Below are 26,128 nucleotides of genomic sequence, written 5' to 3'. Positions count from 1 at the left end.
CGTAAGGACGTACATGTTGGGCTGCTATGAGTTTGGGTTGATGGCCACAACTGACTGCGAATCGCCCCATGAAATGCGCACCGCCGCAGGCTTCCATAGCCAGGGTGCAAGGGGGCAGTTGAGCAATGAAGGCAAAAACCTGAGCGCGTGAAACCTTGGCACGGAACAGGTGGCGCCCGCGGTTATCTTGACCGTAGAAGTGGAAGCAGTTTTTGCCTAGATCCAAGCTGGTAATAGCAAGATTGTCAGTATTCATGGCGGCGGTCTCCGGTAGATCCCCCAGTGAAAGCTTAGCTTTCACTGGGGGAGGTCTGAGAGGACCATTTCATTAGGGGTTGTGACATGTCTTAAGAAGTCGGTGCTAAGCCTTGCCTCGAATTAAGGCCCGCAACGCGAACCGGTTCGGGTGGCAGGCCTCGGCCACGTTGCGGGGCAGTGGCAGCGGTTCGTTGTCCAGCCAGGCGGCGATCAGTTCGCCCGACAGGGGCGCGGTGATCAGGCCTCGGGAACCGTGGCCGCTGTTGATGTACAGCCCCTCGAGCCACGGGCAAGGGATATCCGGTACTTGGCGGGCGTCTTTGCCCAGGGCCGCATAGGCGTCGATAAAGGCCTGGCGGTCGGCCAACGGTCCGACAATCGGCAGGTAATCCGGGCTGGTGCAACGAAACGCCACGCGGCCTTCGAGGTGCTCCGGGTCCAAGGTAGTGGCGTTCAAGCGCTGCACCAGGTCTTGGGAGATTTCTTCGAGCATCCGCAGGTTACCGGCGTGCTCGGCGGCGGTGGGGGTCAGATCGTCACTATTGAAGTCGAAACTGGCGCCCAGGGTGTGTTCGCCCTGTCGCGGCGGCGCCACATAACCTTCGGCGCAGACTACCGTCGCCAGGCTCTGGCTGCGGTGGGTTTGCGGCAGACGGGTGATCTGCCCGCGAATGCGCTTGAGCGGCAAGTCGGCAGCCGGTTCGAAGCGTTTGATCTCGGCAGCACTGGCGAGGATCACCACCGGCGCACTGGCCAGGCAGCGTTCGCTGTCCCACGCCTGCCATTGGCCGTCGACGCGGCGCAAGTGCAGCACGTCATGATGGGGTTGCACATCGATCGCCGGTCCCGAGGCCTGCCAGCGACACAGCGCTGGCGGATGCACCCAGCCGCCCTCGGGATAAAACAAGCCTCCACAGGCCAGGCCGATGCCGGATCGGGCCTGGGCCTCGGACTGATCCAGGGAGTGCAGTAAATCCGCTGGGAACGCCTCGGCCAGTTGTGCCTGGCGTTCGGCTTCCTTGCTGTTGAAGGCCAACTGCAAGACGCCACAGGCATCCCAGTCAACGCCGCGTTGCAATTGCTCCAGCACGCGCCGGGTGTAGCCGAAGCCGCTGAGGATCATCTGCGACAACGCGGTGCCGTGGGCCGACAACTTGAGGTACAGCACGCCCTGGGGGTTGCCGGAGGCCTCCTCGGCCAACCCGGCATGACGCTCCAGCAGCGTCACCTGCCAGCCACGGGCGGCGAGGCTCGCCGCGCTGGCACAACCGGCCAGGCCGCCTCCGATCACCAGGGCCCGGCGCTCGCCGGCGGGGGGCACGGGGCGGGCGTACCAGGGTTTTGCCGGGGATGGCGCCGCCGTCTGCTCCGGCCAGCCAAGAAACACGCCCCGCAGGATTTCCCACTTATGGCCGATGCCCGGCGTGCGCTTCATCTTGAAGCCCGCCGCGTTCAGCAAGCGCCGGACCCAGCCGGTGCTGGTGAAGGTGCTGAGGGTGGCGCCGGGTGCGGCCAGCCGGGCCAGTTCGGCGAACAGCTCGGCGGTCCACATCTCGGGGTTCCGGGCCGGGGCGAAACCGTCCAGGAACCAGGCGTCGATCTGCCCGTCCAGTTGCGGCAACTGCTCCAGGGCATCGCCGATCAACAGGGTCAGCGTCACCCGCCCATTGGCCAGGACCAGGCGCTGGAAACCCTGATGGATCGCCACGTATTGCCCAAGCAGTTGCTCGGCCTGGAGGGCGAGCTGCGGCCAGAGGGCCAGGGCCCGGCACAGGTCCTGCGGGGTCAATGGATACTTCTCGACGCTGACGAAATGCAGCCGCGCCCCGGTCGGCGCGCATTGTTCGAACAACTGCCAGGCGCAGAGGAAATTCAAGCCGGTGCCAAAGCCGGTTTCGCCGATCACCAGGCGCCCGTTGGCGGGCAGCGCGGCAAAGCGCTCGGCCAGGTTGTTCTGCTCGAGGAACACGTAACGGGTTTCTTCCAGCCCGGACTGATCGGAGAAATACACGTCGTCGAACACCCGCGAACGCGGGCGACCCTGGTCGTCCCAGTCGAGTTGGGCGTGGTGCTGTACAGGCGTCATGGCAGGCTCGGTCGAAACAAGGTGGCCATTCTAGCCGATCGGTATCCGCTTGCTTGACCCATCGCAACACAGCGTTGTTCCTGATGGAATCTGCTGCACAGGGCCGCATCCAATCCGCTAGTCTTGCCCCAATCCCTGGAAGGAGCTGTCCATGTTTGAATCCGCTGAAATCGGTCACGTCATCGATAAAGACACCTTCGAAGCCGAGGTGCCGGCCCTGCGTGAAGCACTGCTGGAAGCGCAGTTCGAGTTGCAGCAGCAGGGTCGGTTTCCGGTCATCGTGTTGATCAACGGTATCGAAGGCGCGGGCAAGGGCGAGACGGTGAAGTTGCTCAATGAATGGATGGACCCGCGGCTGATCGAAGTGCGCACCTTCGACCAGCAGACCGACGAGGAACTGGCGCGGCCTCCCGCGTGGCGTTATTGGCGGATGCTGCCGGCCAAGGGGCGCATGGGGATTTTCTTCGGCAACTGGTACAGCCAGATGCTGCAAGGCCGGGTCCATGGCGAATTCAAGGACCCACGGCTCGACCAGGCGATCGCCGGGGCCGAGCGCCTGGAAAAAATGCTCTGCGATGAGGGCGCGCTGATCTTCAAGTTCTGGTTCCACCTGTCCAAGAAACAAATGAAGGCCCGCCTCAAGGGGCTCAAGGATGACCCGCTGCACAGTTGGCGCATCAGCCCGCTGGATTGGCAGCAATCCCAGACCTATGACAAGTTCGTCAAATACGGCGAGCGTGTGCTGCGCCGCACCAGTCGCGATTACGCGCCGTGGCATGTGATCGAAGGCATGGACAGCTGTTATCGCAGCCTCACCGTCGGGCGGATCCTGCTCGACGGCTTGCGCCAGGCCCTGGACCGGCCGAAGATCAAGCCGCAAAAGGTCAGCGTGGCGCCGCTGCCCGAGTTGGATGGCCAGATCACGTTGCTCGACAGCCTGGACATGACCCGGCGCCTGGACAAGGCCGACTACGAAGAACAGCTGATCACCGAGCAGGCGCGCTTCGCCGGGCTGCTGCGGGACAAACGCATGCGCCAGCATGCCCTGGTGGCGGTGTTCGAAGGCAATGACGCGGCGGGCAAGGGCGGGGCGATCCGGCGGGTCACGGCGGCCCTGGACCCGCGCCAATACAACATCGTGCCCATTGCCGCGCCCACGGAAGAAGAGCGCGCCCATCCCTACATGTGGCGGTTCTGGCGGCATATTCCCGCACGCGGCAAGTTCACCATGTTCGACCGCTCCTGGTACGGCCGGGTGCTGGTGGAGCGGGTCGAAGGGTTTTGCAGCCAGGCCGACTGGCTGCGGGCCTACGGGGAGATCAACGACTTCGAGGAACAGCTCGCCGATGCCGGCGTGGTGGTGGTCAAGTTCTGGCTGGCCATCGACAAGGAAACCCAGCTGGAACGTTTCCAGGAGCGCGAGGACATCCCGTTCAAGCGTTTCAAGATCACCGAGGATGACTGGCGCAACCGCGACAAGTGGGATGCCTACCGCGCGGCAGTGTGCGACATGGTCGACCGCACCAGCACCGAGATCGCCCCCTGGACCTTGGTGGAGGCCAACGACAAGCGCTGGGCGCGGGTCAAGGTGTTGCGCACCCTCAACCAGGCGCTGGAGGCGGCTTTCGAGCGCAGTGCGAAACAGGCTCGCAAGAAGAAGCGCTAGGGCGATGGGCGCGCATACGCCAGGTGAATGATTGTCGCGGTCGGTTATCCAGTGGATCTATGCTCGATCCACTCTCAACCGACTACAACAATGAGGTGCAGCCATGCGTGAAGTGGTGATCGTCGACAGCGTACGGACCGGCCTGGCCAAGTCCTTTCGTGGCAAGTTCAACATGACCCGTCCGGATGACATGGCGGCCCATTGCGTCAATGCCTTGCTGGCGCGCAACGACATCGACCCGGCCAGTGTCGAGGACTGCATCGTCGGGGCCGGGTCCAATGAAGGTGCCCAGGGCTACAACATCGGGCGCAACGTGGCGGTGCTCTCGCAATTGGGCATCGGCACGGCCGGCATGACCCTCAACCGCTTCTGCTCTTCGGGCCTGCAAGCCATTGCCATCGCCGCCAACCAGATCGCTTCCGGTTGCAGCGACATCATCGTGGCCGGCGGGGTGGAGTCCATCAGCCTGACGATGAAAAGCGTCAACACTGACAACCTGATCAACCCGCTGCTCAAGGAGCAGGTGCCCGGGATTTATTTTCCCATGGGCCAGACCGCCGAGATCGTCGCCCGTCGTTACCAGGTCAGCCGCGAGGAGCAGGATCGCTACGCCTTGCAGAGCCAGCAACGCACTGCCAAGGCCCAGGCGGCCGGGTTGTTCGATGACGAAATCATCCCGATGGCGGTCAAGTACCGGGTCGAGGACAAGAACACGGGTGCCGTGCAGATCCTCGATGGCGTGGTCGATCGTGATGATTGCAACCGTCCCGACACCACCTATGAAAGCCTCGCGGGCCTGAAGCCGGTGTTCGCCGAAGACGGCTCGGTGACGGCGGGCAACTCCTCGCAGTTGTCCGACGGGGCTTCGATGACCTTGGTGATGAGCCTGGACAAGGCCTTGGCCCTGGGGCTCAAGCCCAAGGCGTTTTTCCGTGGCTTTACAGTGGCCGGTTGCGAGCCGGACGAAATGGGCATTGGCCCGGTGTTTTCGGTGCCCAAGCTGCTCAAGGCCAAGGGCTTGCAGATCGCCGATATCGACCTGTGGGAACTCAACGAGGCGTTCGCTTCCCAGTGCCTGTACAGCCGCGACCGGCTGGAAATCGATCCGCAGAAATACAACGTCAATGGCGGTTCGATCTCCATCGGCCATCCGTTCGGCATGACCGGTTCGCGGCAGGTGGGGCATCTGGTGCGTGAGCTGCAACGGCGCAACCTGCGTTATGGCATCGTGACCATGTGCGTGGGCGGCGGGATGGGGGCTACGGGGTTGTTCGAGGCGGTGGGATAACCACGGGCTTATGGAGGTCGGCGGTTTTTGTGGCCAGGGAGCTTGTGTGGCGAGGGAGCTTGCTCCCGCTCGGCTGCGAAGCAGTCGTTAACCTGTCGATGCGGTTTATTGACGGGGCAGGGGGGCCGCTTCGCGACCCAGCGGGAGCAAGCTCCCTCGCCACAAGAGAGCGGTGCGCTAGCTGGCGACCTGAGTCAGTCGCAGCATTCGCTGTACATACGCCTCCACCTCCCGCAACGCATCTTCGCGACTGGCGAACGGCCCTTCCTGGGTGCCTTCCCGGGTGTTGAAGTAAAATTCGCCGTTTATCCGGCAAATCCGGTCACTGGGAAAGACCATCGCAGGGGCGAGGTCCTGGGCGCGTTTGCCGAGCATGAGGGGGCTCCAAAAGAGGCGGAGGGATCAGGTTGAGTGAAGTTTAGGAGCTGGCGTCGATGGCTGCTTGGCGAACCGATAGGCGGCGATGTGCCATATCCGTACCCGGTTCAATTAATCCACAACTGTTCCTGTGTTGCTGGGTGATAGATGCCTAGAATGGGCGTTCTTTGTCTTGGGCTTCGAGGGTCGCATGCACATATCGTCCGGTCGCTGGGTCTACGGCTTGTTCCTTGCCCTGTTGACTGCCCTGCTCTGGGGAATCCTGCCGATCAAGCTCAAGCAAGTGCTGCAAGTGATGGACCCGGTCACCGTGACCTGGTTTCGCTTGCTGGTGTCCGGCGGTTTGCTGTTCATCTATTTGGCGGCCACCCGGCGCCTGCCCAGTCGCAAGGTGCTCGGTCCTCGCGGCGGCTGGCTGGTGGCGATGGCGGTGCTCGGGCTGGTGGGCAACTACGTGTTGTACCTGATGGGCCTGAATCGCTTGAGCCCCGGCACCGCGCAACTGGTGGTGCAGATGGGGCCGATCATGTTGCTGGTCGCCAGCCTGTTCGTGTTCAAGGAGCGGTTCAGCGTGGGGCAGGGCATCGGCCTGCTGGTGCTGCTGATCGGTTTCACGCTGTTTTTCAACCAGCGCCTGGGCGAGTTGCTGACGTCCCTGAGCGACTACACCGCCGGGGTGCTGATGGTGTTGCTGGCGTCGACGGTCTGGACGTTTTATGCCCTGGGCCAGAAGCAATTGTTGACGGTGTGGAACTCGTTGCAGGTGATGATGGTGATCTACCTGTTCTGCGCGCTGCTGCTCACACCCTGGGTGCATCCGTTGGAGGCGCTGCAATTGAGCCCGTTGCAAGGCTGGTTGTTGCTCGCTTGCTGCCTCAACACACTGATTGCCTATGGCGCGTTTGCCGAAGCCCTGGCCCATTGGGAAGCGTCGCGGGTCAGCGCGACCCTGGCGATCACGCCGCTGGTGACCTTTGCCGCGGTGGCGATGGCGGCCTGGTGGTGGCCTGATTATGTCCATGCCGAGCAGATCAACCTGCTGGGCTATGGTGGGGCGGTGTTGGTGGTCCTGGGTTCGGCGCTGGTTGCCCTGGGGCCCTCGCTGATCGCCGGGCTCAGGGCCCGGCGCGAGCGTTTGGCGGTCGGGCGTTAGCCCCCTGTGGGAGCGAGCCTGCTCGCGATAACGGCTTGTGAGGCAACAGTGATGTCGAGCCTGCCGGCCTCATCGCGAGCAAGCTCGCTCCCACAGTGAATCTTCAGTGTATGCAATATTGCGGCTCACATGGATTCCCTGTGGGAGCGGGCTTGCCCGCGAAAGCGGCTTGGCAGGCGATGAGGATGTCGAGCCGACCGGCCCCATCGCGAGCAGGCTCGCTCCCACAGGGACGGCGTCAGCCCTGGCTACCCGCTTCCAACATATTCTCCGGCCTCACCCAGGCATCGAACTCTTCATCGGTGAGATACCCCAATTGCAAGGCCGCCTCGCGCAAGGTCAGCCCTTCACCGTAGGCTTTCTTGGCGATTTCCGCCGACTTGTCGTAGCCGATGTGCGGGTTCAGCGCGGTCACCAGCATCAACCCACGTTCCAGGTGCGCGGCCATCTGCTCGGCGTCCGGTTCGAGCCCGGCGATGCAGTGCTGCTGGAAGTTGCTGCAGCCATCGGCCAACAGGCGAATCGATTGCAGCAGGTTGTGGATGATCACCGGTTTGAACACGTTCAACTGCAAATGCCCCTGGCTGGCGGCAAAACCGATGGTCACATCGTTGCCCATGACCTGGCACGCCAGCATCGACAAGGCTTCGCACTGGGTCGGGTTGACCTTGCCGGGCATGATGGAACTGCCCGGTTCGTTGGCCGGCAATCTCACCTCGGCGAACCCGGCGCGTGGTCCGGAGCCCAGCAGGCGCAGGTCGTTGGCGATTTTCATCAGGGTCACGGCGAGGGTTTTCAGCGCACCGGACAATGAGGTCAGGGGTTCATGGCCGGCCAACGCGGCAAACTTGTTGGGTGCGGTGACGAACGGCAGGCCCGACAGCGCCGCCAGTTCAGCGGCAATCGCTTCGCCGAACCCATGGGGTGAATTGAGCCCGGTGCCCACTGCCGTGCCGCCCTGGGCCAGTTCGCAGACCGCCGGTAGCGCGGCGCGGATCGCCCGTTCGGCGTAATCGAGCTGGGCAATGAACGCCGACAGTTCCTGGCCAAAGGTGATCGGCGTGGCATCCATCATGTGGGTACGGCCGGTCTTGACCAGCTTCATGTGGCGTGCGGCCAGTTCCGCGAGACCGCCGGACAGCTCGCCGATGGCCGGCAGCAATTGCTGATGGACGGCCTGGGCGGCGGCGATGTGCATGGCGGTGGGGAAGCAGTCGTTGGAGCTCTGCGAACGGTTGACGTGGTCGTTGGGGTGCACCGGGCTCTTGCCGCCGCGTGGGTTGCCGGCCAGTTCGTTGGCGCGTCCGGCGATCACTTCGTTGACGTTCATGTTGCTCTGGGTCCCGCTGCCGGTCTGCCAGACCACCAGCGGGAACTGATCGTCATGCTGGCCGGCCAGCACTTCGTCGGCGGCCTGTTCGATCAGGCGGGCGATGTCGGCGGGCAGGTCTCCGTTGCGATCGTTGACCCGCGCGGCGGCCTTCTTGATCAGCGCCAGGGCGTGCAACACCGACAGCGGCATGCGTTCGTTGCCAATGGCGAAGTTGATCATGGAACGCTGCGTCTGCGCGCCCCAGTAGGCGTCGTCCGGGACTTCAACCTGGCCAAGGCTGTCGGTTTCGATACGGCTCATCGGGTCAAACTCCTTAAAGGCTGAATGCGCAGTTTAGGCCTAGATGGGCGGCTCCGGTTCCCTCAATCATCCCTCAATCCAGCAACGGTGGCTTCGGCCCGTCAATCGGACCCGACAACCATCGGGGTTGAGCCCCGGCGTTTTTTAGGCGCAGAATGGTCGCCCTTGGGGTTTTACCTCGCCTGTAATGAAAGGAAACTCGATGACCCGTCTTCGTGCCATCTGTACCGCAGTTGCTCTGGTGTGTGCCAGCGGCCCTGTTTTCGCCGATACCGCCAGCCACAACGCCAGCGCCGAAGCGTTCCTGACCCTGGCGCACGCTGACAAACTGGGCACTCCGGTGTACATGCAAGTGCAGCAGATGTTCGCCCAGCGCTTTGAACAGACCAAGGCCCCCGAATCGAAAAAAGCCACCCTGGAAACCTACCAGGCCAAGGCCAATGCCGCGTTGGACCAAGCCATCGGCTGGAACAAGCTCAAGCCGGACATGGTCAAGCTCTACACCAGCAACTTCAACGAATCGGAGCTCAAGGACCTGGTCGCTTTCTACCAGTCGCCATTGGGCAAGAAAGTCCTGGAAAAAATGCCACAGTTGACCCAGCAATCGGCCCAACTGACCCAGGCCAAGCTGGAAAGCGCGGTGCCGGTGGTCAACAAGCTGCTGGCCGACATGACGGCCGAACTCGAGCCAAAAGCCGCTCCAGCCAAGAAAAAGCCGTAAGCGGAGCCCGGTATGAGCATGCAACAACGCATCGAATCAACGCTTGGGCTGTTGCAGCCCGAGCATTTGCAAGTGCTGGATGAAAGCCACATGCACAGCCGTGGCCTGCAGACCCACTTCAAGGCCGTGGTGGTCAGCCAGCAGTTCGAAGGGCTCAATCGCGTCAAGCGTCACCAGAAGGTCTATGGCACGCTGGGCGAGCTGATGGGCGAATTCCATGCGTTGGCGCTGCACACCTACACACCTGAAGAGTGGGCCCGGATCGACGCGGCCCCGGCTTCGCCGACCTGTGCCGGTGGTAGCAAGCACTGAGTGGGCTGCTGTGGGTGGCAAGGCCTTGAGTCTATGGGAGCAAGGCTTGCTCCCATAGAGTGATCCTCACAGCATTGTTGGCCACAGCAATCGCTGTCTGCACCCCTCCTGTTTTTTGTTAGAATCCGCAACGCGCCGCTCACCCGGCGCGTTTTTTTTCGCATCCGGTTCACCCTTTACGAGGGTAGCCACCTGGAGAAACACCCATGACACAACCCATTGTCGTGGCGGCACTGTACAAGTTCGTCACCCTGGAAGATTACGTCGAGCTGCGTGAGCCCTTGCTCAAGGCCATGCTCGACAACGGCATCAAAGGCACGTTGCTGATCGCCGAGGAAGGCATCAACGGCACGGTCTCCGGCACCCGCGAAGGCATCGACGGCCTGCTGGCCTGGCTCAAGAACGATCCGCGCATGATCGACATCGACCATAAAGAGTCGTATTGCGATGAGCAGCCGTTCTACCGCACCAAGGTCAAGCTCAAGAAAGAAATCGTCACCCTTGGTGTCGAAGGCGTGGACCCGAACAAGCAAGTCGGCACCTACGTCGAACCGCGGGACTGGAACGCGCTGATCAGCGATCCGGAAGTGCTGCTGATCGACACTCGCAACGATTATGAAGTGTCCATCGGCACCTTCGAAGGCGCCATCGACCCCAAGACCACCAGCTTTCGCGAGTTCCCCGAGTACATCAAGGCCCACTTCGATCCGGCCAGACACAAGAAAGTCGCGATGTTCTGCACCGGTGGCATTCGCTGTGAAAAAGCTTCCAGCTACATGCTTGGCCAGGGGTTCGACGAGGTCTATCACCTCAAGGGCGGCATCCTGAAATACCTCGAAGAGGTCCCTCAGGAGGAAACCAAGTGGCGCGGCGACTGCTTCGTGTTCGATAACCGCGTGACCGTTCGCCACGACCTCAGCGAAGGAGACTACGATCAATGTCATGCCTGTCGTACTCCGGTGAGCGTAGAAGACCGCGCTTCGGAGCACTATGTGCCTGGCATCAGTTGCCCGCATTGCTGGGATAAGCTGAGCGAGAAAACCCGTCGCAGCGCCATCGACCGGCAGAAACAGATCGAGTTGGCCAAGGCGCGCAACATGCCGCACCCGATCGGCTACAACTACAAGCAAACATCTTCCGAGGCTTGAGCCATGACGTCACGCCTGCTCTATGTGATGGACCCTATGTGTTCCTGGTGCTGGGGCTTTGCGCCGGTGGCCGAGGCGTTGGTCGAGCAGGCGCACGCCGCGGGTGTGGAGCTACACCTGGTGGTGGGCGGTTTGCGCACCGGCAGCGGTTCGGCGCTGGAGCCGACCACCCGGCGCTACATTATCGAGCACTGGCAGGCCGTGACCCAGGCCACTGGACAGCCCTTCAAGTTTGAAGGCGCGTTGCCGGATGGTTTCGTCTACGACACCGAGCCCGCCTGCCGGGCAGTGGTGACGGCCCGCAGCCTGGCCCCGGATCTGGCCTGGACGCTGGTGAAGCTGATTCAACAGGCCTTTTATGTACAAGGCCGTGACGTCACCCACGCCAGCGTCCTGGTGGAGCTGGCCGAGCAGGCGGGGCTGCCACGCATCGAATTCGCCGCGGCCTTCGACCGCGCCGACCAGCACGCGGCCACTGCGGCGGATTTCACCTGGGTGCAGGATTTGGGCATTGCCGGGTTTCCCACGCTCCTGGCCGAGCGTGACGGCCAGTTGGCCTTGCTGACCAACGGTTACCAGCCTCTGAGCCAGTTGTCGCCTTTGCTTGGCCGCTGGTTGGAGCGCGCGACCTGTGCCTGAGCGGCCGTCAGCCCCATCGACCTCGCAGCGCATCGACCGGTTGAGCTGGGCGGAAATCCGTCGCCTGGCCCTCAAACATAAAAAAGCCCTGTGGATCGCCAACGGCGTGGCCGTGCTGGCGACGCTGTGCAGCGTGCCGATTCCGTTGCTGTTGCCGTTGCTGGTGGACGAGGTCCTGCTGGGCCACGGCGATGCGGCCCTGAAAGTCATGAACCATGCCTTGCCCACGGCTTGGCAGAGCGCAGCCGGCTACATCGGGCTGATGTTGCTGGCGACCCTGACCCTGCGCTGTGGTGCCTTGCTGTTCAACGTGGTGCAGGCGCGCCTGTTCGCCAGGCTGGCCAAGGACATTGTCTATCGCATTCGCATCCGCTTGATCGAACGCCTCAAACGAATCTCCCTGGGCGAGTACGAAAGCCTGGGCAGCGGCACCGTGGCGGCCCACCTGGTCACCGACCTGGACACCCTCGACAAATTCATCGGCGAGACCCTCAGCCGTTTCCTGGTGGCGATGCTGACCCTGGTGGGCACCGCCGGGATCCTGGTGTGGATGCACTGGAAACTGGCGCTGCTGATCCTGCTGTTCAACCCGCTGGTGATCTACGCCACGGTGCAACTGGGCAAGCGGGTCAAACACCTCAAGAAGCTGGAGAACGACAGTACCTCGCGCTTCACCCAGGCCTTGACCGAAACCCTGGATGCCATCCAGGAAGTGCGCGCCGGCAACCGCCAGGGTTATTTCCTTGGCCGATTGGGGATGCGTGCCAAGGAGGTCCGCGATTACGCCGTGAATTCGCAGTGGAAAACCGACGCCTCGAACCGCGCCAGTGGTTTGCTGTTCCAGTTCGGCATCGATATTTTTCGCGCGGCGGCCATGCTCACCGTGGTGTTTTCCGACCTGTCCATCGGCCAGATGCTGGCGGTGTTCAGCTACCTCTGGTTCATGATCGGCCCGGTCGAGCAGCTGTTGAACCTGCAATACGCCTATTACGCGGCCGGCGGCGCCTTGAACCGGATCAACGAACTGCTGGCCCGGGCCGACGAGCCCCAGTACACGGGGGGCGTCGATCCGTTCAAGGGCCGTGACACCGTGGGCATCGAAATCCAGGGGTTGAGTTTCGGTTACGGCGAGGAGCTGGTGCTCGACCAGTTGAACCTGTCCATTTCGCCGGGCGAGAAAGTCGCCATCGTCGGGGCCAGTGGCGGCGGCAAGAGCACCTTGGTGCAGTTGCTGCTGGGGCTGTACACGCCACAGTCGGGCAGCATTCGTTTTGGCGGCGCCACGCAGCAGGAGATCGGTCTGGAAACCATTCGGGAGAATGTTGCTGTGGTGTTGCAACATCCGGCACTGTTCAACGACACGGTACGGGCCAACCTGGCCATGGGGCGTGAGTGCAGCGACGACGACTGCTGGCGGGCATTGGAAATCGCCCAGCTCGACGCCACGGTACGGGCGCTGCCCCAGGGCCTGGAAAGCGTTGTAGGGCGTTCCGGGGTTCGGTTGTCGGGCGGACAGCGTCAACGGCTGGCCATCGCCCGCATGGTACTGGCTGACCCACGGGTGGTGATTCTCGACGAAGCCACCTCGGCATTGGACGCGGCCACCGAGTACAACCTTCACCAGGCACTGGCGCGTTTTTTGAGCGCACGCACCACGTTGATCATCGCCCACCGGCTTTCGGCGGTGAAGCAGGCCGATCGGGTGTTGGTGTTCGACGGTGGTCAAATCGCCGAAGACGGCGACCATTTGCAGTTGATTGCCGACGGGGGCCTTTACGCTCGACTCTACGGTCATTTGCAACAGATACAACAGCCTTGAGTTTCCCGCCGTTTTCTGTGCTTAGTATCGGAAAAAACAGGCAAACACGTCGATTCTTCCAAATTCCACGCAAAGATCTCTTCATCCATTCATTCTATGGGGCGAAAACTAGCCTAGGCTGTTGAGTCAGGAGCGGAATTCTCGCGGGTGTTCGTTCGGCAGTACCTGTGCAAGGGACCTCATGAAGCAAAAGCAGACTCTCGGAACACCACGGCTGCTGGGCATCGTCTGGCCCTTTATTGCCGTTGTGCTATTTCAGGCATTGCTTGGCGGCGTCAGCCTTTACGTGCTTTCCGCCGTCCGCGGCTATGTAGCGGGGGAGAGTCTCTGGTCCAAGGGCCAGAAAGACGCCATCTATTACCTCAACCTCTACGCCGACAGCCGCGACGAGGCGATTTTCCACAAATACCAGCAAGCCATCGCCGTACCCGAGGGCGGCCATGAACTGCGGGTCGCGCTGGACCGCGAACCGCCGGACCTGGAAGCGGCACGGGCCGGGATCCTCAAGGGCGGCAATCACCCGGACGATGTGGCCAGCCTGATCTGGCTTTATCTGAACTTCCGTCACTTCAGTTACCTGGAAGAAGCCATCGATCTCTGGACGGTGGGCGATGGCTATCTGACCGAACTGGATAACGTCGCCCGGCAGATGCACGGCAGTATTGTCGCGGGCCAGGCGTCAGAGGTGGATATTCGCGGCTGGAAGGCCCAGATCTTTGCGATCAACGATTCCGTCACCCCGGCTGCCAAGGCGTTCAGCGACGCATTGGGCGAGGGCTCGCGCTTCATCCTGAGGCTCTTGCTGGTGACCAATTTCGCCACCGCCCTGGGGTTGATCGTCCTGGCGTTGTTGCGTACCCATAAACTGCTGGCCCAGCGGCAGGTGTTCGCCAATGCGCTGCAGATGGAGAAAGAGCGGGCACAGATCACCCTGCAATCCATCGGCGATGGGGTGATTACCACCGACGTGGAGGGGGCCATCGCCTACATGAACCCCGCCGCCGAAGCGATGACGCATTGGAAGGCCGAACACGCCACGGGCTTGCCCCTGGCCGCGCTGTTCAATTTGCTCGATGACAATGCCCAGACCGAAGGACTGACCCTGATCGAGCACATCCTCAGCGGTCGGCTCAGCGGCGCCAGTGAACATTCGAAACTGATCCAGCGCCTGGATGGCAGTACCGTGTCGGTCACCCTGGTGGGCGCGCCGATCCGCCATGCGGGCAAGGTCAGTGGCGCCGTGCTGGTGCTGCATGACATGACCCAGGAGCGGCAATACATCGCCAACCTGTCATGGCAGGCCACTCATGACGCCCTGACGGGCCTGGCCAACCGCCGGGAGTTCGAGTATCGCCTCGAGCAAGCCTTGCACAACCTCACTCGCCAGATCGGGCGCCATGCCTTGATGTTTCTCGACCTGGATCAGTTCAAGCTGGTCAACGACACCTGCGGTCATGCGGCGGGTGACGAATTGTTGCGGCATATCTGCGCCTTGCTGCAGTCAGGGCTGCGGGAAAATGACACCCTGGCCCGGCTGGGTGGCGATGAGTTCGGGATACTGTTGGAGAACTGTTCGCCGGAGGCGGCGGAAAAAATCGCTGAAGGGCTGCGCCAGACCGTGCAAAACCTGCACTTTGTCTGGAAGGGCCGGCCGTTCGTGACCACCGTGAGCATCGGCCTGGTGCATATCGCCCAGACCCCGACGACCCTGGAGGCGTCCCTGCGGGCTGCCGACATGGCCTGTTACATGGCCAAGGAAAAGGGGCGCAACCGGGTCCAGGTCTATCACGCCGATGACTCGGAGTTGTCCCTGCGCTTTGGCGAGATGGCCTGGGTCCAGCGCTTGCACATGGCCCTGGAGGAAAACCGCTTTTGCCTGTACGCCCAGGAAATCGCCGCGCTGGGGCCGGGCGATCATGGTGGCGGACACATTGAAATCCTGTTGCGCCTGCATGACGAAGCCGGGCGGATGATCCTGCCGGACAGCTTCATTCCCGCGGCGGAACGCTACGGGCTGATGACGTCCCTGGACCGTTGGGTGGTGGAGAATGTCTTCAAGATCATCCGCCGGTGCCTGAATGAATCGCGGCAGGGGCCCATGGCGATGTGTGCGATTAATCTGTCAGGCACAACTATCGGAGATCAGGCGTTCCTCGACTTCCTGCGTAAACAGTTCGTGGCCTACTCCATTCCGCCGGAAATGATTTGTTTTGAAATTACAGAGACCAGCGCTATTTCGAATTTGGGCAGTGCGATCCGCTTTATCAATGAACTCAAGAGCTTGGGCTGCTATTTCTCTCTGGATGACTTTTGCGCCGGAATGTCTTCATTCGCTTACCTGAAACATTTACCTGTAGACTTCTTGAAGATCGACGGGAGTTTCGTAAAGGATATGCTGGACGACCCGATTAACCGTGCAATGGTCGAAGTGATCAATCACATCGGTCACGTCATGGGTAAGCGCACGATTGCCGAGTTTGTTGAAACCGCCCAGATCGAGCAGGCATTGCTGGAGATAGGGGTGGACTACGCTCAGGGGTATGTGATCGAACGCCCGCAATTGTTTACCTGCGACACGTTGCAATGTCGGCCGGCCCGGCCCCAGCCGCTGTTATTCAAGGCCCCCGGCACGTTCCGCTGAAACTCTTGCTGATCCGAGAAAATCACAATCAAAAGGAGCCCGACAGTGATCGACACATTCAACCGAACAGGCCCGCTCATGGACGCCACAAGCTATCCGAAATGGGCACAGCAGCTCATTACCGATTGCAGCGAGAGCAAGCGCCGGGTTGTCGAACACGAACTGTATCAGCGCATGCGCGACAACAAGCTCAGCGCCAAGACCATGCGCCACTACCTCATTGGTGGTTGGCCGGTCGTCGAACAGTTCGCTTTATACATGGCACAGAACCTCACCAAGACCCGCTTTGCCCGCCACCCCGGCGAGGACATGGCGCGTCGCTGGCTGATGCGCAACATTCGTGTCGAACTCAACCATGCCGACTACTGGGTCAACTGGAGCGCCGCCCATGGCGTGACTTTGGAAGACCTGCAAGCCCAGCAGGTACCGCCTGAGCTGCATGCCTTGAGCCACTGGTGCTGGCACACCAGTTCCTCGGACTCGTTGATCGTGGCCATCGCCGCGACCAACTACGCCATCGAGGGCGCCACGGGAGAGTGGTCGGCGCTGGTGTGTTCCAACGGTGTCTATGCGGCCGCTTTTGCCGAGGAAGACCGCAAGCGGGCCATGAAGTGGCTGAAGATGCATGCCCAGTACGACGATGCCCATCCTTGGGAAGCCCTGGAAATCATCTGTACGCTGGCGGGGATGAACCCGAGCAAGGCCCTGCAAACGGAGCTGCGCCAGGCCGTGTGCAAGAGCTATGACTACATGTACCTGTTCCTGGAGCGTTGCATGCAGCTGGAACAGGCGGAGCCTGCCAGCAGGGCGTCAGCCACCCGTGAGCGTCTGGCAATGGCCGGTAGCTGATTACTACCGCTACAGATAGCCACACAACCTGTGGGAGCGAGCCTGCTCGCGAAGAGGCCTGACAGTCGACGGGGAGGTTGACTGCCAGGCCGCTATCGCGGGCAAGCTCGCTCCCACGGTCGTTTTGGATGAGCGCTGGCTTCAGATTCACCCCAAATCCCTGTGGGAGCGAGCTTGCTCGCGATAGCGGTGGGTCAGCTCGCGCAGATGTCGGATATGCTGCCGCCATCGCGAGCAAGCTCGCTCCCACACAAGCTCGGTCCCACAATCGTTTTCAGCCGGCCATCGCCAGCCGGTTGCGGCCTTCGCGCTTGGCTACGTACAACGCGCTGTCGGCCCTGCGCAGCAGGCTTTCCGAGGATTCCCCCGGTAGCAGGGTGGCGCACCCCAGGCTGACCGTCAGATCGATCCTTGTGCCTGCGGCGAAGTAATCCTGGGTCTGGGCGGCATGACGCAGTCGTTCACCGACCATCGCCGCCGCATCCCGACTGGTATTGGCCAGCAAGATCAGAAACTCTTCACCACCGAACCTGAACACCATGTCCACATTGCGCAGTTGGCCCTTGATCGACTCGGCCACGGCCTTGAGCACTTCGTCGCCAACACCGTGACCATGGCTGTCGTTGATGCGCTTGAAATGATCGATATCGAGCATCAGCACCGACAAGGGTTGCGAATGACGCTTGGCCATGTCGATTTCCCGCATCAGGGTCTGGTCCATGGCGATGCGGTTGCCGGTACCGGTCAGTGGATCGCGCAGGGCGCTTTGGGTCGCGGCGCGGTAGAGCAGCGCGTTGCGCAGCGGATACAGCAGCGTCGACATGATGGATTCGAGGTCGCTCTGTTCCGCCTCGGAGAAACGTTGGTTACGACGGAATACCAGCTCACCCAGGTGTTCGCCTTCATGGCTGAGGTTATAGCTGAGGGTGTGATGCCCGCGTTGCCCGAACTCCAGGCGCAGATCACTGGCTTTGTGCTGATAAGCCAACGCATCCAGGGGCACCAGTCGCTGGATTTCCCGGAAAAACAGGCCCAGGATCCGCTGCGGCTCCAGGCTGGTCTGTAGTTGCTGGCTCAATTGCTGGCGCAATTGCGACAGACTGACGGAGCGTGCAGGGAGCGGCGATGGCCGAGCCAGGCCCAAACGCTGCAATTTGGCGCTGTCGAAATCGAACGCGTTGATCTGGTTGGGCGTTTTCATATGGCGTTAGCCCCTAAGCTAAATCTGTCCCGCAGGTTGGGTGCGGCGGCTTTGGGCTGCACGTCGTACTGGTCCTTCAGTCCCATAGGACAACTGATTTGAGTTTAGTCCGCTTTCCATGGCAGGCATAAGTCTCGTCTCACCGTCCATTACCTGCCGAACATGGCATGTTTGAAGAGGTTAGAGCGAAAGTCGTGCCATTCGGTTCACTTCCGTAAAAACCGATTAGGAATCAATGAATTGATAGCGAGTCACGAATGCAGGGCGACGTGGACTTGGCGGTTCGCCTGGTTTGGCGTCGACCGGGGCCGGCATCGCGACGGTAAATCGTCGCGATGCCGGCTTCATTATTGTGCATTGAACGCCTGACCGTTGACGCCGGTGCTGTCCGGGCCCATGAGGTACAGGTAGACCGGCATGATCGCTTCGGGCGTCGGATTGTTGAGCGGGTTTTCTCCCGGATAGGCCTGGGCGCGCATGCTGGTGCGGGTGGCGCCGGGGTTGATGCTGTTGGCGCGCACGGCGGCGACGGTATCGACTTCGTCGGCCAGGGTCTGCATCAGCCCCTCGGTGGCGAACTTGGACACGCCATAGGCGCCCCAGTAGGCCCGGCCCTTGCGGCCGACGCTGCTGGAGGTGAACACCACGGACGCATCCTTGGACAGCTTGAGCAGCGGCAGCAAGGTGCTGGTGAGCATGAACATCGCGTTGACGTTGACGTGCATCACCCGCATGAAGTTCTCCCCGGACAACTGTTCCAGTGGGGTGCGTGGGCCGATGATCGAGGCGTTGTGCAACAAGCCGTCCAGATGACCGAACTCGGTTTCGATCATCGCCGCCAGTTCATCGTATTGATGAGGCAGTGCGGTTTCGAGGTTGAACGGGATCACCGCTGGCTGCGGATGACCGGCCGCTTCGATTTCATCATAGACCTGGGTCAGGTTGGCTTCGGTCTTGCCCAGCAGCAGTACGGTGGCACCGTGGGCGGCGTAGGTTTTCGCCGCTGCGGCACCGATCCCGCGACCGGCGCCGGTGACCAGGATCACCCGGCCATTGAGCAGGTCGGGACGGGCGGAATAATCAAACATAAAAAACCTCAACAATTAGAGCGGCACAGTACCGGTGACGAGGAAGCTTTTGTGGCAAAGAGGCTTTTGTGGCGAGGGAGCTTGCTCCCGCTCGGCGGCGCAGCCGTCGTCCAGGGGACCGCTTCGCGGTCCAGCGGGAGCAAGCTCCCTCGCCACAAAGGCAGTAGCCTCGATTTCGCCAGTTCAGCAACTGCACAACGCGTTATCCAGCACTTCACGCAGCGCCGAGGGGTGGTCGATCACCACATCCGCGCCCCAATGGTTCGGGTTGTCGTCCGGGTGGATATAGCCGTAGGTCACCGCGCAGGTCTTGGTGCCGGCGCTGCGGCCGGACTCGATGTCCCGCAAGTCATCGCCCACGAACAGCACGCTGGCCGGGTCCAGGTCGAGCATCTTGCAGGCCAGGGTCAGCGGTTCCGGGTCCGGCTTGCTGTTTTTCACGTGGTCAGGGCAGATCAGCACTTTCGAACGCTCGGCCAGGCCCAGTTGCTGCATGATCGGTTCGGCGAAACGCACGGGTTTGTTGGTGACCACACCCCAGATCAGGTTGGCCGCTTCGATATCGGCCAGCACTTCGGCCATGCCGTCGAACAGGTGGCTGTGGACCGCACAACCCTTGAGGTAGCGGTCGAGGAATTCCTGGCGCAACTCCTCGAACCCTGGTGATTCCGGGTCCATGGAAAAGGTCACCGCGACCATCGCCCGGGCGCCGCCGGAAATCTCGTCGCGAATGTGCTGAGTGTTCATGGGGGGCAAGCCACGGTCGGCGCGCATGGCCTGGCAGATGGCGATGAAATCCGGCGCGGTGTCGAGCAGCGTGCCATCCATGTCGAAGAGAACCGCTTTGAGACGCATCGCCTTACTCCTCGCGCAGGGTCTGGATCATGTAGTTGACGTCAACGTCGGCGGCCAGCTTGTAATGCTTGGTCAGCGGGTTGTAGGTCAGGCCGATGATGTCCTTGACGGTCAGCCCGGCCGCGCGGCTCCAGGCGCCCAGTTCGGAGGGGCGGATGAATTTCTTGAAGTCGTGAGTGCCCCGTGGCAACAGCTTCATGATGTATTCGGCGCCAATGATGGCGAACAGGTAGGCCTTCGGGTTGCGGTTGATGGTGGAGAAGAACACCTGGCCGCCCGGCTTGACCATGCGGAAGCAGGCGCGGATGACCGAGGACGGGTCCGGCACGTGTTCGAGCATTTCCAGGCAGGTGACCACGTCGAATTGGCCGGGCATTTCTTCGGCCAGGGCTTCGGCGGTGATCTGCCGGTATTCCACGCTGACGCCCGACTCCAATTGATGCAGTTGCGCCACCGCCAGCGGCGCTTCGCCCATGTCGATGCCCATCACCGTCGCCCCGCGCTGGGCCATGGCCTCACTGAGGATGCCGCCACCGCAACCGACGTCGAGGACTTTCTTGCCGGCCAGGTTGACCCGTTCGTCAATCCAGTTGACCCGCAGCGGGTTGATGTCGTGCAGCGGTTTGAATTCGCTTTCACGGTCCCACCAGCGATGGGCCAGGGCTTCGAATTTGGCGATTTCGGCGTGGTCGACGTTGCTCATGTGCAGATCCTCGAAAAGCTTGAAAAATCAGATGCCCCGAGCCGCGGCTCCAGGGGCGTGGTCATTCGTTGTGGCCGCTGATGCGCCGACCCCAGGCCTGGGCCGTGGCGATCAGTGTCGGTTCGTCCATGCGGGTCAGCCGGCCATCCTCCAGTAACGGCTTGCCGCCTACCCAAAGGTGTTTGACGCAATCGCGGCCAGTGGCATAAATCAGTTGCGACACCGGGTCGTAGATCGGCTGCTGGGCCAGGCCTGACAGATCGAAGGCCACCAGGTCGGCGGCCTTGCCGACTTCCAGGGAGCCGACGGTCGCTTCGATGCCCAGCGCCCGGGCGCCGTTGAGCGTGGCCATGCGCAGCGCCCGATGGGCATCCAGGGCCGTGGCCGAACCGGCGACGGCCTTGGCCAGCAGGGCGGCGGTGCGGGTTTCGCCGAGCAGGTCCAGGTCGTTGTTGCTCGCCGCACCGTCGGTACCGAGGGCGACATTGACGCCGGCTTGCCACAGGCGCTCCACCGGGCAGAAACCGCTGGCCAGCTTCAGGTTCGATTCCGGGCAATGGATCACGCTGCAATTGCTTTCTACCAGCAGGGCCTGGTCCTCGTCGCTGATCTGAGTCATGTGCACGGCCTGGAAGCGTGGCCCCAGCAGGCCAAGACGTGCCAGGCGAGCCATTGGCCGCTCAGCGGTGTTATCCACAGCCTGCTGCACTTCGAAGGCGGTTTCATGAACATGCATATGAATGGCCGCGTCCAGTTCCTCGGCGATCACGCGGATTTTCTCCAGGTTCTCGTCCCCCACCGTGTAGGGCGCGTGCGGGCCGAATGCCACTTTGATCCGCGGATGGTGCTTGAGGTCGCCAAACAATTCGATGCCCTGACGAATGGCATCGTCGGCGCTGGCGGCACCGGGGATCGGAAAATCGAGGATCGGAATGGCGATTTGCGCGCGAATACCGCTGTCGTGGACGCACTCGCTGGCGATCTTGGGGTAGAAATACATGTCGGAGAAGCAGGTGATGCCACCCTTGATCTGCTCGGCGATCGCCAGGTCGGTACCATCCCGGACGAAATCTTCATCGACCCATTTGGCTTCAGCCGGCCAGATGTGCTGTTCCAGCCAGGTCATCAAGGGCAGGTCGTCGGCCAAGCCGCGAAACAGGGTCATGGCCGCGTGGCCGTGGGCGTTGATCAGGCCGGGGGTGAGCAGCATGCCGGGCAGTTCACGGACCTCGGTGGCGTCACACTTCAGGGCCTCTGCCCGTGGACTGATGAACACGATGCAACCGTCGCGAATGCCCAGGCCATGGTCCTTGAGCACTACACCGGCGGGTTCGACAGGTACCAACCAGGTCGGCAGCAATAATAAGTCGAGCGCAACGACAGGCTTGGGCATCGTGGAACGGCTCCATGGGGTATAAAGGATGGCGAAGTATACCCGAGCGTCTTCGCGGAGGGATCGCTATAATCGGCGGCTTTGTTCATGAGTACGGGGTGAAGGATGCGCGATCGACTATTGGCTGCGGAGAAGGTGAAGGCCATCGATTGGCGTGATGGCGTCCTGTACCTGCTGGACCAGCGTAGCTTGCCGTTCGAGGAAAGCTGGATCGCCTGCACCCGTATCGCCGATGTGGCCGAGGCCATTGGCTCGATGGCCGTGCGCGGTGCGCCGGTCATCGGCATCAGTGCGGCGTACGGCGTGGTGCTGGCGGCGCGGGCCAGGATGGCCGAAGGCGGCGATTGGCAAGCGGCCCTGGAGGCCGATTTTGCCTTGCTGGCCGCAGCCCGGCCGACGGCGGCGAACCTTTTCTGGGCGCTGGATCGAATGCGCGACCGGCTGGGGCGCTTGAAAGAGCATGCCGAGCCGCTGGCGGTGCTTGAGGCTGAAGCCATCGCGATCCACGTGAGCGATCGCGAAGCCAACCTGACCATGGCCCAGTTGGGGGTCGACCTGATCCGCAAGCACCAGGGCAACGCCCAGGCCATTCTCACCCATGGCAACACCGGCGCCCTGGCCTCCGGCGGTTTTGGCACGGCCTTGGGGGTTATCCGGGGGGCGTATATCGAGGGCATGGTGGAATGCGTCTATGCCGATGAAACCCGGCCGTGGCTGCAAGGCTCGCGCCTGACGGCATGGGAACTGGCCCGGGAAGGCATTCCGGTGACCCTCAACGCCGATTCCGCCGCTGCCCATATCATGAAGACCAAGGGTGTGACCTGGGTGATCGTCGGTGCCGATTGCATCGCCGCCAATGGCGACGTGGCGAACAAGATCGGCACTTATCAACTGGCGGTCTGTGCCATGCACCATGGTGTGCGCTTCATGGTGGTGGCACCGAGCTCGATCATCGACATGAGCCTGGTCAGCGGTGAAGACATCCCGACGGAGGAGCGCGACGGGCGCGAACTGCTGGAAATCGGCGGCAGGAGGCTCGGCGCGGAGGTGGGCGCCTTCAACCCGGTCTTCGATATCACCCCGGCGGATCTGATCGACGTCATCGTCACGGAGAAGGGCATCATCGAGCGCCCGGACACCGCGAAGCTGGCACAGTTGATGTGCCGCAAGCGGTTGCACTGATGGTTCGTGCTGCCTGACCTGTCGCCATCGCGAGCAAGCTCGCTCCCACATTGGATCGGGTCGTGGCCGAAATCTCGAGCATGCAAAGATCCCTGTGGGAGCGAGCTTGCTCGCGATGAGGCCCTTGAAGGCTACAAATCCCTTGCATTTTGCCCCTGAATCTCCATCCGCAGCGCTTCTAAGCCCCTCTGGTCCCATATCAGCCTGTCACCGGTCAACTAACTACGCACCATGCGCATCTGGGGGATAGGTGCGTGGCGGCTCTTGTGATAACATCCGGCGGTTTCCAGGGCTACCTCGCGAGGTGGCCTTTACTGCGCAGATCCATGGCATAACTCGTTGATTTGTCGTAAGTCGCTGCACGGCATTTGTTCTGCAGCGGCGAGCTTCGTTCGTCCCATCTGGATGTGACGAGGTTTCACCAGAAAAAGGAATCAGGCTTCTCATGGGCGAACTGGCCAAAGAAATCCTCCCGGTCAATATCGAAGACGAGCTGAAACAGTCCTACCTCGACTACGCAATGAGCGTAATCGTCGGGCGGGCGCTGCCGGATGCGCGCGATGGCTTGAAGCCCGTGCACCGGCGCGTGCTGTTCGCGATGAGCGAGCTGGGCAACGACTTCAACAAGCCGTACAAGAAATCCGCCCGTGTCGTCGGCGACGTGATCGGTAAGTATCACCCTCACGGCGACACTGCCGTGTACGACACCATCGTTCGTATGGCGCAACCCTTCTCCTTGCGCTACCTGCTGGTAGACGGCCAGGGCAACTTCGGTTCGGTGGACGGCGACAACGCCGCGGCCATGCGATACACCGAAGTGCGCATGACCAAGCTGGCTCACGAGCTGCTGGCCGACCTGCACAAGGAAACCGTGGACTGGGTGCCGAACTACGACGGCACCGAAATGATCCCGGCGGTCATGCCGACCCGTATCCCGAACCTGCTCGTCAACGGCTCCAGCGGTATCGCCGTGGGCATGGCGACCAACATCCCGCCGCACAACCTCGGTGAAGTCATCGACGGTTGCCTGGCGCTCATCGACAATCCCGAGCTGACCGTCGATGAGCTGATGCAATACATCCCCGGTCCGGACTTCCCGACCGCTGCGATTATCAACGGTCGCGCCGGCATCATCGAAGCCTACCGTACCGGCCGTGGCCGCATTTACATGCGCGCCCGCTCGACGGTGGAAGACATCGACAAGGTCGGCGGCCGCCAGCAGATCGTCATCACCGAACTGCCGTACCAGCTGAACAAGGCTCGCCTGATCGAGAAGATCGCCGAGCTGGTGAAAGAGAAGAAACTCGAAGGCATCACCGAACTGCGTGACGAGTCCGACAAGGATGGCATGCGTGTCGTGATCGAGCTGCGCCGTGGCGAAGTGCCTGAGGTGATCCTCAACAACCTCTACGCCCAGACCCAGCTGCAAAGCGTGTTCGGCATCAACATCGTTGCGCTGATCGACGGCCGTCCGCGGATCCTGAACCTCAAGGACCTGCTGGAAGCCTTCGTGCGTCACCGTCGCGAAGTGGTCACCCGTCGCACGGTGTTCGAACTGCGCAAGGCTCGCGAGCGCGGCCATATTCTCGAAGGCCAGGCCGTCGCCCTGTCGAACATCGACCCGGTGATCGCCTTGATCAAGGCCTCGCCAACCCCGTCGGAAGCCAAGGAAGCGCTGATCAGCACCCCTTGGGAGTCCACCGCGGTGGTGGCGATGGTCGAGCGCGCTGGCGCCGATTCGTGCCGCCCGGAGAACCTCGACCCGCAATACGGCCTGCGCGAAGGCAAGTACTTCCTGTCCCCGGAACAGGCGCAAGCCATCCTGGAACTGCGCCTGCACCGCCTGACCGGCCTCGAGCACGAGAAGCTGCTGGCCGAGTACCAGGAAATCCTCAACCAGATCGGCGAGCTGATCCGCATCCTCAACAGCGCTACGCGCCTGATGGAAGTGATCCGCGAAGAGCTGGAAGTGATCCGCGCCGAGTACGGCGACGTACGCCGCACCGAGATTCTCGATGCGCGCCTGGACCTGACCCTGGGTGACATGATCCCGGAAGAAGAGCGCGTGGTGACCATTTCCCACGGCGGCTACGCCAAGACCCAGCCGCTGGCCGCCTACCAGGCCCAGCGTCGCGGCGGCAAGGGCAAGTCCGCGACTGGCGTCAAGGACGAGGACTACATCGCTCACCTGCTGGTCGCCAACAGCCATACCACGCTGCTGCTGTTCTCCAGCAAGGGCAAGGTGTACTGGCTCAAGACCTACGAAATCCCGGAAGCGTCCCGTGCCGCTCGTGGCCGTCCGCTGGTCAACCTGTTGCCGCTGGACGATGGTGAATACATCACCACCATGTTGCCGGTGGAAGAGTACACCGAGGGTCACTACATCTTCATGGCCACCGCCAACGGAACCGTGAAGAAGACCCCGCTGGAGTCCTTCAGCCGTCAGCGCAGCGTCGGTCTGATCGCCTTGGAACTGGACGAAGGTGACGTGCTGATCTCCGCCGCCATCACCGACGGCGAGCGTGAGGTCATGCTGTTCTCCGACGGCGGCAAGGTCACTCGCTTCAAGGAATCCGACGTTCGCGCCATGGGCCGTACCGCTCGCGGTGTGCGCGGCATGCGCCTGCCGGAAGGCCAGAAGCTGATTTCCATGTTGATCCCCGAAGAAGGCAGCCAGATCCTCACCGCTTCGGCTCGTGGTTATGGCAAGCGCACGGCCATCAGCGAGTTCCCCGAGTACAAGCGTGGCGGCCAGGGCGTGATCGCCATGGTCAGCAACGAGCGTAACGGTCGCCTGGTCGGTGCGGTCCAGGTGCTCGATGGCGAGGAGATCATGTTGATCTCCGACCAGGGCACCCTGGTGCGCACGCGGGTCGCCGAAGTGTCGAGCCTGGGTCGTAACACCCAGGGCGTGACGCTGATCAAGCTGGCCAGCGACGAAACGCTGGTCGGGCTTGAGCGGGTCCAGGAACCGTCGGAGGTTGAAGGCGAGGAGTTGGACGGCGAGGAAGGCGTGGCGTTCGACGGTACCCTCGGTGCCGATGTCGACGACGCTGTCGGCGACCAACCGCTCGACGCTGCCGCAGACGAAGAAGAACCGCAGGACTAAGCGGAC

20 protein-coding genes and 1 pseudogene are annotated in these 26,128 nt (G+C 62.0%); 12 read left to right on the top strand and 9 right to left on the bottom strand.

The window, feature by feature from the left end; translation table 11 throughout:
• Both BLO80_RS30040 and mnmC read right to left on the bottom strand, forming a co-directional pair.
• Positions 1-256, bottom strand: a pseudogene (locus BLO80_RS30040) (IS110 family transposase); the annotation flags it as partial.
• Between the two features lie 105 nt (positions 257-361).
• Positions 362-2,344, bottom strand: coding sequence for a bifunctional tRNA (5-methylaminomethyl-2-thiouridine)(34)-methyltransferase MnmC2/FAD-dependent 5-carboxymethylaminomethyl-2-thiouridine(34) oxidoreductase MnmC1 (gene mnmC, locus BLO80_RS05300; protein WP_092327187.1), 1,983 nt, complete (start codon positions 2,342-2,344; stop codon positions 362-364).
• 151 nt (positions 2,345-2,495) lie between these two features.
• On the opposite strand from mnmC, the gene pap reads away from it, so the two are divergent.
• Positions 2,496-4,010, top strand: coding sequence for a polyphosphate:AMP phosphotransferase (gene pap / locus BLO80_RS05295; protein ID WP_092327186.1), 1,515 nt, complete (start codon positions 2,496-2,498; stop codon positions 4,008-4,010).
• A gap of 103 nt (positions 4,011-4,113) precedes the next feature.
• A complete protein-coding gene (locus tag BLO80_RS05290) occupies positions 4,114-5,298 on the top strand; it encodes a thiolase family protein (protein WP_092327184.1) in 1,185 nt (394 codons plus the stop codon).
• Between the two features lie 177 nt (positions 5,299-5,475).
• Here BLO80_RS05290 and BLO80_RS05285 read toward each other — a convergent pair whose 3' ends face one another.
• Positions 5,476-5,673, bottom strand: a complete 198-nt coding sequence (locus tag BLO80_RS05285; protein ID WP_092327182.1) for a DUF6316 family protein — start codon at positions 5,671-5,673, stop codon at positions 5,476-5,478.
• Between the two features lie 193 nt (positions 5,674-5,866).
• Here BLO80_RS05285 and BLO80_RS05280 point away from each other — a divergent pair, with 193 nt between their 5' ends.
• Positions 5,867-6,829 (top strand): DMT family transporter, encoded by a 963-nt coding sequence (locus tag BLO80_RS05280; RefSeq protein ID WP_041475797.1) that lies wholly within the window; start codon positions 5,867-5,869, stop codon positions 6,827-6,829.
• 238 nt (positions 6,830-7,067) lie between these two features.
• On the opposite strand, the gene BLO80_RS05275 is transcribed toward BLO80_RS05280, so the two are convergent.
• On the bottom strand, positions 7,068-8,462 hold the full coding sequence (locus BLO80_RS05275) for a class II fumarate hydratase (protein ID WP_092327181.1): 1,395 nt from the start codon (positions 8,460-8,462) through the stop codon (positions 7,068-7,070).
• A gap of 202 nt (positions 8,463-8,664) precedes the next feature.
• Here BLO80_RS05275 and BLO80_RS05270 point away from each other — a divergent pair, with 202 nt between their 5' ends.
• The 7 genes from BLO80_RS05270 (at position 8,665) to BLO80_RS05240 (ending at position 16,591) form a co-directional block, all read left to right on the top strand.
• The gene (locus tag BLO80_RS05270; protein ID WP_060738605.1) at positions 8,665-9,183 is read left to right on the top strand and encodes a DUF2059 domain-containing protein; all 519 of its coding nucleotides are present in this window, start codon (positions 8,665-8,667) and stop codon (positions 9,181-9,183) included.
• Between the two features lie 12 nt (positions 9,184-9,195).
• Positions 9,196-9,495 (top strand): BolA family protein, encoded by a 300-nt coding sequence (locus BLO80_RS05265; protein ID WP_060738604.1) that lies wholly within the window; start codon positions 9,196-9,198, stop codon positions 9,493-9,495.
• A 206-nt stretch (positions 9,496-9,701) separates the two neighbouring features.
• Entirely contained in the window at positions 9,702-10,643 is a 942-nt protein-coding gene (locus BLO80_RS05260) for an oxygen-dependent tRNA uridine(34) hydroxylase TrhO (RefSeq protein ID WP_072408456.1), read from the top strand.
• 36 nt (positions 10,644-10,679) lie between these two features.
• Positions 10,680-11,282, top strand: coding sequence for a DsbA family protein (locus tag BLO80_RS05255; RefSeq protein WP_175459457.1), 603 nt, complete (start codon positions 10,680-10,682; stop codon positions 11,280-11,282).
• Positions 11,275-13,101, top strand: a complete 1,827-nt coding sequence (locus BLO80_RS05250) for an ABC transporter ATP-binding protein (protein ID WP_092327178.1) — start codon at positions 11,275-11,277, stop codon at positions 13,099-13,101. The genes BLO80_RS05255 and BLO80_RS05250 overlap by 8 nt, the downstream gene beginning before the upstream one ends.
• 181 nt (positions 13,102-13,282) lie before the next feature.
• A complete protein-coding gene (locus BLO80_RS05245; protein WP_092327176.1) occupies positions 13,283-15,742 on the top strand; it encodes an EAL domain-containing protein in 2,460 nt (819 codons plus the stop codon).
• Positions 15,743-15,820: 78 nt separating this feature from the next.
• A complete protein-coding gene (locus BLO80_RS05240) occupies positions 15,821-16,591 on the top strand; it encodes an iron-containing redox enzyme family protein (RefSeq protein WP_371856600.1) in 771 nt (256 codons plus the stop codon).
• A gap of 274 nt (positions 16,592-16,865) precedes the next feature.
• On the opposite strand, the gene BLO80_RS05235 is transcribed toward BLO80_RS05240, so the two are convergent.
• The 5 genes from BLO80_RS05235 to BLO80_RS05215 form a co-directional block, all read right to left on the bottom strand.
• A complete protein-coding gene (locus tag BLO80_RS05235; protein ID WP_092327173.1) occupies positions 16,866-17,792 on the bottom strand; it encodes a GGDEF domain-containing protein in 927 nt (308 codons plus the stop codon).
• Between the two features lie 347 nt (positions 17,793-18,139).
• A complete protein-coding gene (locus BLO80_RS05230) occupies positions 18,140-18,880 on the bottom strand; it encodes a YciK family oxidoreductase (RefSeq protein WP_060738597.1) in 741 nt (246 codons plus the stop codon).
• 183 nt (positions 18,881-19,063) lie between these two features.
• Complete coding sequence (gene mupP, locus BLO80_RS05225) at positions 19,064-19,735, bottom strand: N-acetylmuramic acid 6-phosphate phosphatase MupP (RefSeq protein ID WP_072408441.1); 672 nt, start codon at positions 19,733-19,735, stop codon at positions 19,064-19,066.
• A gap of 4 nt (positions 19,736-19,739) precedes the next feature.
• Positions 19,740-20,438: a bifunctional 2-polyprenyl-6-hydroxyphenol methylase/3-demethylubiquinol 3-O-methyltransferase UbiG gene (ubiG, locus tag BLO80_RS05220; protein WP_063322361.1), complete on the bottom strand. Its 699-nt coding sequence runs from the start codon at positions 20,436-20,438 to the stop codon at positions 19,740-19,742.
• A 61-nt stretch (positions 20,439-20,499) separates the two neighbouring features.
• Positions 20,500-21,831, bottom strand: a complete 1,332-nt coding sequence (locus BLO80_RS05215) for a TRZ/ATZ family hydrolase (protein ID WP_092327171.1) — start codon at positions 21,829-21,831, stop codon at positions 20,500-20,502.
• Between the two features lie 105 nt (positions 21,832-21,936).
• Here BLO80_RS05215 and mtnA point away from each other — a divergent pair, with 105 nt between their 5' ends.
• Both mtnA and gyrA read left to right on the top strand, forming a co-directional pair.
• Positions 21,937-23,013, top strand: coding sequence for an S-methyl-5-thioribose-1-phosphate isomerase (gene mtnA, locus BLO80_RS05210; protein ID WP_092327170.1), 1,077 nt, complete (start codon positions 21,937-21,939; stop codon positions 23,011-23,013).
• Between the two features lie 445 nt (positions 23,014-23,458).
• Positions 23,459-26,122 (top strand): DNA gyrase subunit A, encoded by a 2,664-nt coding sequence (gene gyrA, locus BLO80_RS05205; RefSeq protein ID WP_092327168.1) that lies wholly within the window; start codon positions 23,459-23,461, stop codon positions 26,120-26,122.
• Positions 26,123-26,128: the final 6 nt, after the last annotated feature.

The organism is Pseudomonas sp. NFACC56-3, assembly GCF_900100025.1.
Lineage (GTDB): Bacteria > Pseudomonadota > Gammaproteobacteria > Pseudomonadales > Pseudomonadaceae > Aquipseudomonas > Aquipseudomonas fluorescens_AA.
The sequence above is the reverse complement of the archived record's forward strand: the minus strand, read 5'-3'. Positions and strand labels throughout refer to the sequence as shown.

Bases quoted from the DNA above. Each gene is read 5' to 3' on its own strand.
- mnmC (WP_092327187.1), bottom strand. From the start codon at position 2,344: ATGACGCCTGTACAGCACCACGCCCAACTCGACTGGGACGACCAGGGT.
- pap (WP_092327186.1), top strand. From the start codon at position 2,496: ATGTTTGAATCCGCTGAAATCGGTCACGTCATCGATAAAGACACCTTC.
- BLO80_RS05290 (WP_092327184.1), top strand. From the start codon at position 4,114: ATGCGTGAAGTGGTGATCGTCGACAGCGTACGGACCGGCCTGGCCAAG.
- BLO80_RS05285 (WP_092327182.1), bottom strand. From the start codon at position 5,673: ATGCTCGGCAAACGCGCCCAGGACCTCGCCCCTGCGATGGTCTTTCCC.
- BLO80_RS05280 (WP_041475797.1), top strand. From the start codon at position 5,867: ATGCACATATCGTCCGGTCGCTGGGTCTACGGCTTGTTCCTTGCCCTG.
- BLO80_RS05275 (WP_092327181.1), bottom strand. From the start codon at position 8,462: ATGAGCCGTATCGAAACCGACAGCCTTGGCCAGGTTGAAGTCCCGGAC.
- BLO80_RS05270 (WP_060738605.1), top strand. From the start codon at position 8,665: ATGACCCGTCTTCGTGCCATCTGTACCGCAGTTGCTCTGGTGTGTGCC.
- BLO80_RS05265 (WP_060738604.1), top strand. From the start codon at position 9,196: ATGAGCATGCAACAACGCATCGAATCAACGCTTGGGCTGTTGCAGCCC.
- BLO80_RS05260 (WP_072408456.1), top strand. From the start codon at position 9,702: ATGACACAACCCATTGTCGTGGCGGCACTGTACAAGTTCGTCACCCTG.
- BLO80_RS05255 (WP_175459457.1), top strand. From the start codon at position 10,680: ATGTGTTCCTGGTGCTGGGGCTTTGCGCCGGTGGCCGAGGCGTTGGTC.
- BLO80_RS05245 (WP_092327176.1), top strand. From the start codon at position 13,283: ATGAAGCAAAAGCAGACTCTCGGAACACCACGGCTGCTGGGCATCGTC.
- BLO80_RS05240 (WP_371856600.1), top strand. From the start codon at position 15,821: ATGGACGCCACAAGCTATCCGAAATGGGCACAGCAGCTCATTACCGAT.
- BLO80_RS05235 (WP_092327173.1), bottom strand. From the start codon at position 17,792: ATGAAAACGCCCAACCAGATCAACGCGTTCGATTTCGACAGCGCCAAA.
- BLO80_RS05230 (WP_060738597.1), bottom strand. From the start codon at position 18,880: ATGTTTGATTATTCCGCCCGTCCCGACCTGCTCAATGGCCGGGTGATC.
- mupP (WP_072408441.1), bottom strand. From the start codon at position 19,735: ATGCGTCTCAAAGCGGTTCTCTTCGACATGGATGGCACGCTGCTCGAC.
- ubiG (WP_063322361.1), bottom strand. From the start codon at position 20,438: ATGAGCAACGTCGACCACGCCGAAATCGCCAAATTCGAAGCCCTGGCC.
- BLO80_RS05215 (WP_092327171.1), bottom strand. From the start codon at position 21,831: ATGCCCAAGCCTGTCGTTGCGCTCGACTTATTATTGCTGCCGACCTGG.
- mtnA (WP_092327170.1), top strand. From the start codon at position 21,937: ATGCGCGATCGACTATTGGCTGCGGAGAAGGTGAAGGCCATCGATTGG.
- gyrA (WP_092327168.1), top strand. From the start codon at position 23,459: ATGGGCGAACTGGCCAAAGAAATCCTCCCGGTCAATATCGAAGACGAG.